General features: G+C 66.0%; 13 protein-coding genes. 2 read left to right on the top strand and 11 right to left on the bottom strand.

All coding sequences use genetic code 11. The features are described 5' to 3' along the window. Positions 1-17: 17 nt before the first annotated feature. From KM176_RS14620 to KM176_RS14585, 8 genes are all read right to left on the bottom strand, one after another. Positions 18-1,130, bottom strand: coding sequence for a helix-turn-helix domain-containing protein (locus KM176_RS14620; RefSeq protein ID WP_160894739.1), 1,113 nt, complete (start codon positions 1,128-1,130; stop codon positions 18-20). Between the two features lie 183 nt (positions 1,131-1,313). Further along, positions 1,314-2,264: a plasmid partitioning protein RepB gene (repB, locus tag KM176_RS14615; protein ID WP_160894740.1), complete on the bottom strand. Its 951-nt coding sequence runs from the start codon at positions 2,262-2,264 to the stop codon at positions 1,314-1,316. Beyond that, the gene (locus KM176_RS14610) at positions 2,264-3,484 is read right to left on the bottom strand and encodes an AAA family ATPase (protein WP_160894741.1); all 1,221 of its coding nucleotides are present in this window, start codon (positions 3,482-3,484) and stop codon (positions 2,264-2,266) included. Before KM176_RS14610 ends, repB begins: the two co-directional genes overlap by 1 nt. Before the next feature lie 234 nt (positions 3,485-3,718). Beyond that, positions 3,719-4,615, bottom strand: coding sequence for a LysR family transcriptional regulator (locus KM176_RS14605; RefSeq protein WP_160894742.1), 897 nt, complete (start codon positions 4,613-4,615; stop codon positions 3,719-3,721). Positions 4,616-4,646: 31 nt separating this feature from the next. Next, positions 4,647-5,483, bottom strand: a complete 837-nt coding sequence (locus KM176_RS14600; RefSeq protein WP_160894743.1) for an alpha/beta fold hydrolase — start codon at positions 5,481-5,483, stop codon at positions 4,647-4,649. Next, positions 5,480-5,860, bottom strand: a complete 381-nt coding sequence (locus KM176_RS14595; protein WP_160894744.1) for a hypothetical protein — start codon at positions 5,858-5,860, stop codon at positions 5,480-5,482. Before KM176_RS14595 ends, KM176_RS14600 begins: the two co-directional genes overlap by 4 nt. Before the next feature lies 1 nt (position 5,861). Continuing rightward, on the bottom strand, positions 5,862-7,034 hold the full coding sequence (locus tag KM176_RS14590) for a muconate/chloromuconate family cycloisomerase (RefSeq protein ID WP_160894745.1): 1,173 nt from the start codon (positions 7,032-7,034) through the stop codon (positions 5,862-5,864). Positions 7,035-7,094: 60 nt separating this feature from the next. Then, the gene (locus tag KM176_RS14585; RefSeq protein WP_160894746.1) at positions 7,095-7,961 is read right to left on the bottom strand and encodes a dioxygenase family protein; all 867 of its coding nucleotides are present in this window, start codon (positions 7,959-7,961) and stop codon (positions 7,095-7,097) included. Between the two features lie 305 nt (positions 7,962-8,266). Between KM176_RS14585 and KM176_RS14580 the strand changes: the two genes are divergently transcribed. Together KM176_RS14580 and KM176_RS14575 are read left to right on the top strand one after the other, a co-directional pair. After that, positions 8,267-9,211, top strand: coding sequence for an NAD(P)-dependent oxidoreductase (locus KM176_RS14580; RefSeq protein WP_160894747.1), 945 nt, complete (start codon positions 8,267-8,269; stop codon positions 9,209-9,211). Between the two features lie 123 nt (positions 9,212-9,334). After that, positions 9,335-10,849, top strand: coding sequence for an amidase (locus KM176_RS14575; RefSeq protein WP_160894748.1), 1,515 nt, complete (start codon positions 9,335-9,337; stop codon positions 10,847-10,849). A 58-nt stretch (positions 10,850-10,907) separates the two neighbouring features. Here KM176_RS14575 and KM176_RS14570 read toward each other — a convergent pair whose 3' ends face one another. From KM176_RS14570 to KM176_RS14560, 3 genes are read right to left on the bottom strand one after another with little or no spacing between them, the layout of a single operon-like run. Further along, positions 10,908-12,263, bottom strand: coding sequence for a TRAP transporter large permease (locus KM176_RS14570; protein WP_160894749.1), 1,356 nt, complete (start codon positions 12,261-12,263; stop codon positions 10,908-10,910). Continuing rightward, positions 12,256-12,795: a TRAP transporter small permease gene (locus KM176_RS14565; protein ID WP_160894750.1), complete on the bottom strand. Its 540-nt coding sequence runs from the start codon at positions 12,793-12,795 to the stop codon at positions 12,256-12,258. The genes KM176_RS14570 and KM176_RS14565 overlap by 8 nt, the downstream gene beginning before the upstream one ends. Beyond that, entirely contained in the window at positions 12,795-13,832 is a 1,038-nt protein-coding gene (locus KM176_RS14560; protein WP_160894751.1) for a TRAP transporter substrate-binding protein, read from the bottom strand. Before KM176_RS14560 ends, KM176_RS14565 begins: the two co-directional genes overlap by 1 nt. Between the last annotated feature and the right edge of the window lie 40 nt (positions 13,833-13,872).

Genomic DNA, 13,872 nt, shown 5'->3' with positions numbered 1-13,872 from the left:
GATCTCTATGACCGCGGTCATAAATGCGATGCGGCCATCCTGGCGGATATGACCGCGGTCATAGGCCGTTTCTCAGCACCGCGTGACAGGCTTGCCAGATAACTGTCCGGTTGACGGATCTGGTCGAGCCTAGCCGCCATCCTATCAAGGAAGCACAGGGTCCGTTCAGGGCCGGCCTCTCGGATCGAAGCGACAAGGCTTGTCTTTCTAAGCCCCAGGAATCCCGAAAATTCAAAAATGACTTTCAAAAGGCTGGGCGCATCTCGGGGCGGAGAGGGGTAAAGCGCGGCAACTTCCGGCAGGCTGGGCCAGAGTCTGTGCAGATCACTCGCAGGCTGGGGCTCGGACCTTGTATATTCTTTTTCTTGGGGTTCTGAGTGCCGGGCACTCTGTCCGGCATCGGCGGACGAACTGTCCGGCAGAACTTCCGGCGCAGCGCTCTCGGCGGGCAGGGCAGGGGGGGCGAGATCCTCCAGGGCTCTCAGGGCACCGCGCAGCTCGGCCTCGGAGGTGCCGGCGCGGCGCAGCAGGTTGCGCAGATCCTGGTGCAGGGTCCGGATGTCCGCGGGCAAGGCGCCGAGGCGGGCCTCCAGGGTACGTCTCTGGGCCGACAGGGCGGCGCTGATCCGCGAGCGCAGCGCATTGCGCCGGCAGGTCTCTTCGGCTCCTTCTGCCCGCAGGGCCAAGAGTTCTTCAAGGCGCAGGAACAGCGGACGCAGGTCAATTCCATAGGCGTCGACGATCCGGCCGGAACTGTCACGGACCGGGTAGCGCCGGGCATTGCCGCTAAGCCTGCGGGTGACAAAGCCCAGCTCTTCCAGCCGAGCCTCTCCGCGTCGGAAACGGCGTTCATCCATGCAATTCGCCCGGTCCAGCATTCCTGCCACCTGGGCATAGGAAATCAGCAGCTGGTCGGCCCGTACAGGGCCCTTGGTCAGGACGCTCAGATGCGCGGCCAGGACAGCGACCTCTCGTTCGCCCAGACCGGTCTGGCGGGCCGTGTCCTTGACCAGTTGCAGAACCTCCCAGCGATCCACGATGAAATGGCCGGGGCGGGGGGCAGGAACCAGGGGATCGGACAAAAGATCCCCGGTCCCGGACAGGAAATCTGCCGGATTAACGTGTTTCATGCCTGTATCAGACGGCAAAAGAAGACCGTTCACCGAAGTTCGGTGTTGTACGAAGGCGCTAATCGGGGTATCAGGAAGTTGCTACACAACATGACGGCCCTTCAGAGCTTCGGCTTTGGGGGGTCTTTTTTTACCTTCCTGTCTGCTCCTTGCTGCTTGTGGGGTGCCGCGGTTTGTCCGCGGTCACTTGGATTTTTCGGTAAATTCTTCCAGAAGCGCGGGCAGCCGCGCCTCGAGGAATTCCAGAAGCGCTTCGGGGGTCTGTCGCCCACCTTTCAGCGTCAGGGCCTTACCCTTGCGGCTTGCAGTCAGCCCATGGCCCAGATCGGTGCCGCTTTTCACCCGTGCCGGGGCGGCACGGGGCGCTTTAGGCGCCCGCCGCTCCATGACCTCCAGCAGGGCGTCGAAACGTTCCACGCTGTCGGGCAGGGCAGGGACCTCGGTTGCCAGGATCTCGGTCGGGCTGCCGCTTTCGGCAACCAGCTTCTGCAGCCGTTCCCACTTGCGCCGGCCAATGCCGCGCGCGGGTCCGATCGCCATGACCAGGGATTCACCGAGGCCGGTGTAGATCGTCTTCATCCGGCTGATCATCGTCTGGTCGACGCCCAGGAACTTCTCGACCTGGACCTGGGTAAACCCGGTCTCCAGCGCCGACAGGATGGTGCGGGCCCGTTCGATGAAGGAGGTCTCAAGCCGGGCGTTGTTCTCGACCCCCTGGGCAATGAAGGCCTCCTCGTCGCTCATCCGGCGGACGAAGGCCTGGATCTGGTCGCGCCCGATCTCCTTGGTGGCCTGAAGGCGGCGGCGGCCGGTGACGATCTCGTAGCGGTCGCCGGGCTTGGGGCGCACCAGGATCGGGATCTGCTGGCCTTCCTCGGCCAGGCTGCGCTTCAGCGTTTCAAGGTCTTCGCTGATGTCGATCCGGTCGCGGATCGGCGAGGGGTCGATCAGATCGACCGGCAGCATGCGGTACATCCGCGTCTCGGCGGCGGCGCTTTGCTGCGCGGTGTCGAGGCTTGCCGCCCCCTTCACGAACATCGGCGCCCGGCGCGGCTTGCGCCCGGCTTCCTCGGGGGTGTCGGCGGCGCCCGAACCGGGCGTGGCAGGAAAGGCGGTGCGGGGCTTGCGGGCCATCAGTCATCCTCCCTTTCAAAGGGGATCCGTCCCCAGGAGCGCATGATCTCGGCGTCGACCTCGTCGGCGATGCCCGAGAGGCTTTCGAAAATGCGGTCGTAGGTCTTTCGGTTGAAGCCGGAAGGATCGATTTCCAGCAAGGGATTCATGGTGTTACCGGCATCCGCAATGGCCGTTGAGCTGACGAAGTCATGCTTCAGCATCGCGTCGCGCAGATGGGTGCGCAGGAAGGACGACAGTTGCAGCTGCGCCGGGTCCGAAGCCGAATAGCGCGTCAGCACGAAGCGGATGAAATCATAGCGCTTGTCCTGGTGCTGCTCGACCACCTCCATGGTGCCGGCGGCCAGTTCCAGGAACTTCGCCAGGGAAACCACGTCGAGCATGCCCGCTGACAGCGGGATCAGCATTCCCCGGGCCGCATAGACGGCCGCGATCACGGCAAAGCTCATGTGCGGGGGGGTGTCGAACAGGACCAGGTCGTAATAGTCGTCCACCAGTTCCAGCGCATCGGCAATGCGACGGTGGAACGGGGTACCCCCGTCGCCGGCGCGGAAAGAGGCGGAGGTCTCGAATTCGAATTCCGTCATCGACATGGAGCCGGGCACGATGTCGATATTGGGGACGTAGGTGGCCTGGATCGCCTCGGTGATCGGCAGCGGCGCCGCGCCGGTATGGGGATCCTCGTAGCGCAGCACGTCGTAGATCGAGGGCAGCTCGTCCACATCGGCCTGAATGTCGAACATGTCCGAGAAGCTGGCCTGCGGATCAAGGTCGATCGCCAGGATCCGATAGCCGCGCAGGGCCAGGAACTGCGCCAGGTTGGCCGAGAGCGAGGTCTTGGAGACCCCGCCCTTGAGGTTGTAGACCACCAGTCGGGCCTGGTCATCGCCGGGCTGGCGACGGGGAAAGCGCTCGGGGCCGATCTTGCCTTCGGCCATCAGCACCTCGAGGATCTGGTTGACCTCGTCGGCGGTGAAATACTTGCGGTTTCCGGCCTCCAGCGTGCCGGCAGGCATGCCCTCCAGCGTGTTCAGGTACTGCCGCAGGGAGTTGTACTTGACCCGCAGGGCATGTGACACTTCCCGGACCGAGAAACTGCGCAGGGGCTTGTCGGATTTCCGCTTGTCGGGAGAATGCAGAAGTTCCCGCTGCTGCGTGAGCGCGGAATCGATGATCTCGCTGAATCGCATCAGCTGCTCAGATGCCAGAAGGTCTGCCACGCGCTGTCCTGTTCCTGCCTGCGGTTCTTTTTCGACTCTTATATCAACGTATCTCGTAAAATCCAGAATTTACTGACATGCATCGACGTGGCTGAGATGGTCAGCGTCTGGTGATTGATAAATTACCAATAATAACATGGACTTATGGGATTTGTGCCGGTTTTCCACAGGGGCGGATTTCCGGTGCCTCGGGGGAAATCTGTTGCAGAAGGGCCCGGAAACCGAGTCGTTTTCTCATCCGGCGGGGGCCCTGGTGAATCGCCGGACCACCTCGAAGAAGTTCATCACCTGCGGTTTCCGGTTGTCGCGCCGGGCCTGGATCGTCAGCGAGGTGCCGGGGTTGTGGCCCTCGTAGGGGCGGAAGAAGACGCCCGGGCGTTTCACCTGCGCGACGCTCTGCGGCACCAGCGACAGCCCGACTCCGACCGACACCAGAGAGATCGCGGTCTGGTAGTCCTGGGCAAAGACCTGATCGCGGGGGGTAAAGCCCTCGCCCTCGCAGGTTTTCAGGACGTGATCGGCAAAGCTGGGGCGGGGCCGGCGGGGAAACAGCACGAAGGTCTCTCCGGCAAGGTCGCGCAGCCGGATCGGCGGCATCTGGTGGGCGAGGGGGGCATTGTCGGGCAGCGCCAGCACCAGCGGCTCCTCGATCAGCAGGGCCGAGCGGAAATCGTCGCCCTCCAGCCGGGGTCGCGCGATGGCGATGTCGATATCCTGCTGGATCAGGGCGCGTTCCAGCTCGGCGTTGTTCATGGCGGCCAGCGACAGGTCCACGTCGGGGTAATGCATCCGGTAGGACTTGATCAGCGTCGGCATCGGGCCGTGGGTGGCGGAGCCGACGAAGGCAATACGCAACCGTCCGGCGCCGCCCTGTCCGATCAGGCGCACCTCGCGCCAGGTGCTGTCGAGGCGCTCCAGCATGTCGCGGGCGCGTTCCAGCATCACCTCTCCGGCCTGGGTCAGGCGGATCTGGCTGCGCGAGCGATCGAAAAGCTGGACGCCCAGGTCCTTTTCCAGCGCCGCGATCTGGCGTGACAGCGGTGGTTGCGCCATGTCGAGACGCGCTGCGGCGCGGCCGAAGTGCAATTCCTCGGCCACGGCCACGAAGTATTTCAGTCGTCTGAGTTCCAACGCTTTCTCCCCCTGCGGGGACCGCCGGACCTCAGGCCATCTTCTCCAGAGCCTCGATGAAGAAGGGGCGGAACCGGTCCGGATCCTCGCTCATGGGAAAATGACCGATGCCGGGCATGACGGCAAGCGTGGCGCCGGGGATGGCGGCGGCGGTGCGCTGCGCATCCTCGGGGGTGCAGGTCATGTCGTATTCCCCGACCATGATGTGAACCGGCTTGGCGGAGGTGTCGATGCCGCCCAGATGGCCCACCAGGCTGTCGTCCTTGGTGTAAAAGCTCAGATCGCCCCGGAACACGCCCGGCCCCGATTGCATGAACATCCACTGGGTGTTCCAGCGCTCGGCCTCCGGCGCCTGGGGCGCGATATTGGCCGAAACCAGCGCCGCGCCCATTTCGCCGCCATGGGCGTCGGGGCGGTGGAACCAGTCGATGTCGTACCAGGCGGGCTGGAAGTCGCTGGCCTCGATGGCGATGAAGCCCTTGAACGGGGCAGGGTGTTTCAGCGCAAGCTGCAGCGCGATGCGCCCGCCCATGGAGCAGCCCGCGTAAACCGGGTTCTCCAGCCCGAGGGTCTTCACCATGGCCAGCACGACCTCGATGTAGAAGCCGGTGGTCAGCAGGTATTCCTCGGTCTGCCAGCCTTCGGGGGGCAGGGACTTGCCATGCCAGGGCAGGTCGACGGCAATGATGCGGTGATCGCGGGTGATCTCTGCATCGTTCATGATGTGGCGCCATTGCCGGGTGTCGGCGCCGGCGGTGTGGAAGCAGATGACAGGCTGACCCTGACCGGCTTCCTCGAAGTAGATACGGTGGGCGCGGCCTTCGGCCTGAATGGTGACATAGCGCCCGATGATCGGCTCGAGGCTCATGCTGCTCTCCCCAGTGCCATGAATTCCTTGAAGAAGCGCAGGTTCTTGACCAGCGTCAGGATATCGCCCTCGATCCGGCCGCGCCCGGTTTTCACGAAGCCGAAGATGTCGTGGAAGCCGGGTTCGGGGATCGGCGCCCAGAACTTGTCCAGCGCCGCGCGGTCGACCCGGATGGCAAAGCGCCACGGGATCTTGCGCGAGGGGCCGGGGGTGATGGTTTCCAGCGTGCCACGATGGAAGGTCAGGTACAGTTCCTCTCCGTCCACCTCGATCAGCACGGTTTCCGAGAAGAGCGCCCCCAGCCGGGCCAGATGCGGACGGCTGCCAAGGGCCGCCCCCATGGCCTGGAAGCGGGGCATGAGATCGCTGTCGCTCATGTCAGTCTTTCCTTGCGTATTTTGCGATCCGGTCGAAATCGGGGGTCACGCCCAGGCCGGGGCCTTCGGGCAGATGCACCTGGAAGCCCTCGTAGCGCAGGCTGTCGGTGACCAGGTCCTCGACCAGGATCTTGGGGCCGAAATGTTCGGTCCCCCATTCCAGTTTCGGCAGGGTGGCGAAGGTGTGCAAGTGCCCCGCCGCCCCGATGGAGCTTTCCAGAAGACAGCCACCGTACATCTGCACGCCGCCCGCCGCGGCAATCCCCGCCACCCGCTTGAGATTGTGCGCCGAGCCGTGCTTGCAAAGCTTCAGCGACAGCACCGAGCCGGTGGCAGCGGCGGTCTCCCGCGCCGCCTCCGACAGGGTCGAGACGCTCTCGTCCATCATGATCGGCAGGGAGGAGCGCTGCGCGACGCGGGCCGAGGCCTCGGTCTGCCCCGCCGCGATCGGCTGTTCCACCAGGCTCACCGCAAGCTCCGCCAGCACCGGCAGATAGCGGATGCATTCGGCCTCGGACCAGCCCTGGTTGACGTCGGCCACCAGCATGGTGCCCTCCGGCAGGGCGGCCTTCAGTGCGGCCAGGCGGTTCAGGTCGGTCTGGGGATCGGCAAAGCCCAGCTTGATCTTGAAGCGGTTGAACCAGCCCCTTTCGATCATCTTCTGGGCTTCCTCGACCTCCTGGACCGCATCGCCCGAGGCTAGCGCCCAGATCGCATCGAAGCGGGTGCGCACGGCGCCGCCCAGCAGCACATGCGCGGGCACGCCCAGCGTCTTGCCTATCGCATCGATCAGCGCCATGTCGACGGCTGATTTGGCGGTGAAGTTGCGCTTCGCGGCCTTGTCCATGAGGATCGTCGCGGACTCCAGGTTGCAGGCCGGCTGCCCGATCAGCGCCGGGGCCAGGTAGGCGTCGATATTGGCCTTCATGGCTTCGACGCTTTCCTCGGCCCAGCGGGGCCCGCCCAGGGTCGAACCCTCGCCATAGCCGGTGACGCCATTTTCCAGCAGCACTTCGACGAAGACATAGCCCTGATGGCTGACCGAGGTGTTGGAAAGGCGGTGCTTGCGGGTCGTGGGGGCCTCGATGATCCGGACCGAGATCTGCCGGATGGCCGTGTCGCGCATCAGGTCCGGGGCGGGCAGGGGAACGGTGGCGGCGAGGGACATGGTCATGGAGAGCCTTCAATCATTGGATCTGGGGCGGCCCCCGGTGCGGGGGCCGCCCGAAGGAGGTTATTCCGCCGCCTGGGCCAGCACGGCGTTGTTGCGGATGACGAAATCGAAGGTCATGACGTAATCGGTGTCGGCGCCTTCGGGGGCGGGCTTCAGCTCGCCGATGAGGTCTTCCTTGACGGCAAAGACGGAGTCGTTGTCGAGGTACTCGGTCTCGCTGTCGTAGATCTGGCTGATCAGGGTCTTGTAGCCGTCCTTCATCACCATGAAGTGGATATGGCCCGGGCGCATCGGGTGGTGACCCATGTACTTCAGCAGCTCGCCCGCCGCGCCGTCATAGGGGATCGGATAGGGGACGGGACGGATGCCGACGAATTCGTAACGGCCCTCCGCGTCGGTCTCCAGCCGGCCGCGCAGGTTGAAATCGGGCTGATCGGGGTCCTGCTGTTCGTAAAGGCCGTTCGGCGCGTCCTCCCAGACGTCGATGGTGACGCCGGGCACCGGGGTGCCGTCGGTGTCGCGGATCTGGCCCGAGACGCGCACCGTTTCCTGGCCCTCGAAGTCCTTCTGGATGATCGAGGCGCCCTTGGGCAGCACCGGCGGGTTGTCGCGGTAGAACGGGCCCAGCACGGTCGAGATCGTCTCGTTGTGGGTGGGCTTCTTGTCGATCATGTCGGCCAGCACCTCGACGCCGAGAATGTCCGAGATCAGGATGAATTCGTTGCGCGCGTCGCTCGAGATGTCGCCGGCCCGGCGCATCCATTCCATCGCCTCCATCCATTCGTCGTAGGACAGGTTCACGTCCTTCATGAACAGGTGGATGTGCTTGAGGGCGGATTCCAGGATCTCGCGGTTGCGCGCGGGGATCTCCGCGCCCAGCGAGGCGACCACGGCTTCGGTGATGTTCTCAAGGGTGATGTTACGCATGTCGTCTCCTCCCGATCAGTGCGTTGCGGGGGGAGAATGCGCAGGGCGGGGCGGTGGCTCAATGCCTGCGCCGGTATACGGAGATACCTTTGGGGTATCAGGCGATAAGGTGTTCTGCCGCTACAGGTATTTTTCAAGGGGGCGATGGGCCCGCGCCGAAATGATCACTGGGCGGGCAGGGCCGGGATTTCCGGGCCGGATCAAGGGGGGCAGGTCTGGCCTTCCGGGGATGAAGCGGCCAGACAGGGGGCATTCAACCGGCCGCCCGGCGGCCAGCCCGACGTGCTTTCCCAGGAGTTTCCGCCATGACCGGACCGGTGATCGTCAACCAGATCAGCGCCGCTTTCGGCCAGCGCATCGCCGCGTTGCCCTGCGCCCCTGTGGTGATCGACTGCCTCGACCGCGACGCCCCCTGGCGGATCCCCCCCGAGGCCGAGATCCTGCTGACCCGCGCGATGCCGTCCTGGCGACAGGCCCCGGGCGAGGGCCCGGCGCTGCCGGCGCTGAAATGGGTGCAGACCTATTCGGTGGGCACCGAGGCCTATCCCGACTGGCTGAAGGCGGGCCGCATCGTGACAACCGGCCAGGGGCTGACCGCACCGCAGATTGCCGAATACGTGCTGGCCGCAGTGCTGCGTGTCTCCAAGGACCTGGAGGGCCGCCGGGTTCATCGCCCGCAGGACTGGGAGCATATCCCGATGGGCGGGGTGCAGGGCAGGGGCCTGGGCCTGATCGGCTTCGGGGCCATCGGCGAAGAGGTCGCGCGCCGCGCGCTGGCCTTCGACATGCGCATCCTGGCCAGCCGCCGCTCCGCCCGTCCGGGCGGCATGGCCGGGGTCGAGATGACGACCGATCCGCTGGAGGTCGCGGCCATGGCCGATCACCTGGTCGTCGCCGCGCCGCTGACCGAGGAGACCCGGGGCATGATCGACGCGGCGTTCCTGGCGGCGCTGCCGCAGGGCGCGCATCTGGTCAACGTGGCCCGGGGCGGTCTGATCGACGATGCGGCGCTTCTGGCCGCGCTTGACAGTGGTCAGCTGGCGCAGGCGACGCTGGATGTCACCGCGCCCGAGCCCCTGCCCGAGGGGCACCCGTTCTGGACCCATCCGAAGATCCTGCTGACCCCCCATGTCAGCTATACCGGCGGCCCCGAGGAGGATCGCTTCTTCGTCAAGGTCAGCGGCAACCTCCTAGCCTACCTGGAAGGCGGCCCGATGCAGAGCCTTTACGATCCCGGGCGCGGCTACTGACACTGCGCCCGCACGCGCCCCGATCCCTGGCCGATACGGACCATGACTTTGGCTGGGGCAGCCAAGCCGATCCCGACGCGCTCGCATAGCCTTGCGGAAATGCAGTCAATCAGGATCGGCACAATGGCAGTTCATGCACCCACCCGCGAAGAGCTTCGCAAGACCGCGGAGACCTACGGGATGTCCTTCTCCGAGAGCGAGCTGGACGCCTACCAGAGCGCGATCGCCGAGCGCCTCTCTTCCTACACCGTCGTCGCCCAGATGGCCGACGAGGTGCCCGAGGTCCGCTATCCCCGCACCCCCGGCCACCGCGTCCTGCCGCAGGACAACCCCCACAATGCCTGGTACTGGAAAAGCTCGGTCAAGGGGGCGGCCAGTGGCAAGCTGAAGGGCAAGACCGTCTCGCTCAAGGATAACGTGATGCTGGCGGGCGTGCCGATGATGAACGGCACGCCGCATCTGGAAGGCTACGTGCCCGAGTTCGACGCCACGGTGGTGACCCGGATGCTGGACGCCGGCGCCGAGATCGTCGGCAAGGCCCATTGCGAACTGCTGTGCATGACCGGCAGCTCCTTCACCAATGCGACCGGCCCTGTCCACAACCCCTGGCGGCATGGCTATTCCGCCGGCGGCTCTTCCTCGGGCTCTGCCGTGACCGTCGCCACCGGCGAGGTCGACATGTCGATCGGCTGCGACCAGGGCGGCTCGATCCGGATGCCCTCGTCCTTCTGTGGCATCTACGGCATGAAGCCGACCCATGGCCTGGTGCCCTATACCGGCATCATGCCCATCGAGATCCAGATCGACCACGCCGGCCCGATGACCCGCACGGTCGAGGATAACGCCCTGCTGCTGGAGGTGATCGCCGGGGATGACGGCTTCGATCCCCGCATCAAGGCGCCCGTCGTGCCCGAATACACCAAGGCGCTGAGCGGCGACATTCGCGGCCTGAAGATCGGCATCCTGAAGGAAGGCTTCGAAAGCCGTTTCGCCGATGAGGCGGTCAATGCCAAGGTCCGCGCGGCGGCAAAGCGCCTGGAGGCGCTTGGTGCCGAGGTGATCGAGGTCTCGGTGCCGATGCACCAGCAGGCCGGGGCGATCTTCGAACCCATCGTGACCGAGGGCGCCTTCACCACCATGTTCGAGGGCGACGGTTACGGCGCCTCGCGCCAGGATCTCTATGCGGTCTCGATGATGGACCACTACCGGGGCTGGCGGCGTTCGGCGGATGATCTTTCGCCCACCGCCAAGATCGCGCTGCTGGCAGGGCGCTACGTGACGCAGAAATACGGCACGCGCTACTACGGCAAGGCGATGAACATCTCGCGCCGACTGCGCGCCGCCTATGATGCCCAGCTCGCGCAGGTCGACCTGCTGCTGATGCCGACGACCGCCGTCACCGCCCAGCCGCTGCCCGGCCCCGATGCCACCCTTGCCGAGATCGTGACCCATGCCCACCAGCCGGTGGCGATCACCTGTCCCTTCGACATCACCCATCACCCGGCGATGTCGGTGCCCTGCGGCCTGTCCGACGGGCTGCCGGTCGGCATGATGCTGGTGGGGCGCCATTTCGATGAGGCGACGATCTACCGCGCCGCCCATGCCTTCGAGCAATCCGGCGACTGGAAGAGCTTCTGAACGGAAAACCCCGCCCGGATCTCTCCGGGCGGGGCAATCCCGTCGCTTCTTTCTCTGCTCACGACAGCAGCCGTGGCAAGCCCAGGATCAGGATCGGGAAGGCCACCAGAAGCACCACGCGCAGGATCTCGGCGGCGAAGAAGGGCGCCACGCCGCGGAAGGTCTGGGCCATCGGCACATCCTTCGCCAGCGAGGAGATGACGAAGACGTTCATCCCCACCGGTGGAGTGATCAGCCCCAGCTCCACCACGATCAGCGCAAGGATGCCGAACCAGATTTTCAGGTCCTCCGTGCTCATGCCGAAGCCCGCGCCTTCGGCGCCTTGGTAGAGGCCGCCGTTGACCTCGACCAGGACGGGCCAGAAGAACGGCACCACCAGCAGGATCATCGACAGGGAATCCATCAGGCAGCCCAGCAGGATCAGCGCCACCAGCAGCAGGATCAGCACCAGCATCGGCGCCAGGCCCGATTGCACCACCCAGGCGGCGGTCTCCTGCGGCAGGCCCGAACGCGACATGAAGATCTTCAGCATCTCCGCGCCCAGCAGGATCAGGTAGATCATCCCGCTGGTCGCGGCGGTCTCCAGCAGCGCCTCGCGCAGCGCCGGCAGGCCGAGGCGGCGTTGCACGATCCCGAAGGCCAGCACCAGAAAGACCCCCACCGCCGCCGCCGGCGTCGGGTTGAAGAAGCCCAGGTAGATGCCGCCGATGACCAGCCCGAAGATGATCAGCACCGGGATCATGCCCAGGGTCGCGGCGGTGAACTCGGCCCGGTCGGGGGTGCCGCCCTTGGGGCCGGCCTCGGGGCGGATCGCCACATAGGCGGCGATGGTCAGCAGGAACAGGATCACCGCCAGCGCACCGGGCAGGAAGGCCGCCATGAACATGGTGACGATATTGGCCTCGACGATGATGGCATAGATGATCAGCACCACCGAGGGCGGGATCAGGATGCCCAGCACGCCCCCTGCCGCCAGCGTGCCGGTGGCCAGCGCGCCGGAATAGTTGTAGCGGCGCAGCTCCGGCAGGGCGACCTTGCCCATGGTCGAGGCGGTGGCCAGCGACGATCCGCAGACCGCCCCGAAGCCCGCGCAACCGGCGATGGCGGCCATGGCGGTGCCGCCGGGCAGCCAGCCCAGCCAGGCATTCGCCGCCCGGAACAGCGCCTGCGACAGCCCGGTCTTGGAGGCAATCGCCCCCATCAGCACGAACATTGGCACCACCGACAGATCGTAGATCGAGAACTGCCCGTAGGCGAGCGTCTTCAGCTGGCTCAGCACCAGCGCGGGGCCGCTGATCAGTACGGTGCCGATGCCGCCCACCAGGATCATCGCATAGGCAATCGGCAGGCGCAGGCCGATCAGCAGGATCAGCGCCACCAGACCGCCCAGCCCGAGGCTCAGCGCATCACTCATCGGTCTTTCCCTCCGGGCTCAGGCGGCGGGCCTCCTGCATCAGGGAGGCAAGCGCCGACAGGGCCAGCAGCCCGAGCGAGGCCAGGATCGGCACGAAGGCCCACCAGTGCGGCACCTGAAGGATCGCCGTCGTGTAGTCGTAGGCCTTCTGATCCAGCAGCCCCGCGTACATCCGCCAGATCAGCAGGGCGCTGAAGGCCAGCGCCACCAGCGCGCCGATCAGGCTGAGGAAGGCGATCACCCGGGGCGAAGCGCCCGAGGTGAAGATGTCGGCGGTCACGTTGGCGCCGGTGATCTGGCAATAGGGCAGGAAGGCGAAGGCCGCGACGGCCACGCCCATCTCGGTCAGTTCGAAATCGCCGGGCAGGGGGGCGCCGAAGATACCCGCGATCACCGAGGCCATGTTGAGCGCCACCACGATCAGCAGCAGCGCCCCGCCCAGCAGCGCCCAGAACGTGACGATGCGGGTGACGGCGCCGGTGAACCCGGTGCCGTCCTGCCCTTCCCGGGGGGCCGCGACCGGGCTGCCCATCAGCGGGTCGCGTGGGCCTTGGTGGCGGCGCGGGCCTTCTCGACCAGCCCGGCACCGTCGATGCCCTTGCCCTTCACCTCGTCGACCCAGCGGTCCACCACCGGCTGCATGGCCTCTTCGAAGGCTGCGGTCTCTTCCTCGGTCAGAACGATGTGGGTGTTGCCGCTCTCGACCGCCAGCTTGATGCCGAAATCGTCCGAGGCGCGCCAGATCGCCCCGACCTCGGCCAGCCAGTCGGGGCCAGAGGCGGCGCGGAAGGCGTCCTGGATCTCGGGGGGCAGGCCGTCCCAGCGGCCCTTGTTCATCGAGACCTGGAAGGTCGTGGTGCCGAAGCGGGTCTCGTCCTTGCCCTCGATCTGGTATTCGGTCTGGTCCTGGATCTTCAGCGGCGGAATGATCTCCCATGGGATGAAGGCGCCGTCCACCACGCCCTTCTGCAGCGCCGGCGGCAGTTCCGGGACCGGCATGGCGACCGGGGCCGCACCCAGGGCCTCGATCACCCAGGCTCCGGTGCGGGTCGGCACGCGGATCTTCTTGCCCATGAGGTCGGCGGGCATGTGCACGGCGCTGTCGCGCATCTGGATGCCCTGGCCGGCATGGACATGCAGGAACATCACCTCCAGCCCCTTGTATTCGCCGGCAAGATCCGGCAGCAGATCGGCCATCGCCAGGTTGGTCGCCGCAGGGTCGTTGCGGTAGACGGTGGGCAGTTCGAAGACCTCGGTGCGCGGGAACAGGCCGGGGGTGTAGCCGTTCACCGTCCAGATCAGGTCCACCACCCCGTCGCGCGCCTGAGAGACCAGCTCGGGCGGGCGCCCGCCCAGGGTCATGCTGGGATAGATCTCGATATGGACCTTGCCGCCCGAGGCCTCTTCCACCGCCTTGGCCCAGGGTTCCAGCATCTTGGTCTGGGCCGGGGAATTGGCGCTCAGGAAGTGGTGCAGCTTGAACTCGTATTCGGCGGCGCTGGCGGGGCCCGCGCCCAGCAGGGCAAGGCCGCCGGCCATCCCGGCCAGCAGGTGACGGCGTGTCAGCATGGATCTTCTCCTCCCGTTTCGGTGACCGGCCCGCATCTGG

Source organism: Pseudooceanicola endophyticus, from assembly GCF_018760365.1.
GTDB classification, from domain to species: domain Bacteria; phylum Pseudomonadota; class Alphaproteobacteria; order Rhodobacterales; family Rhodobacteraceae; genus Pseudooceanicola; species Pseudooceanicola endophyticus.
This window is presented reverse-complemented; position numbering and strand designations above follow the sequence as displayed.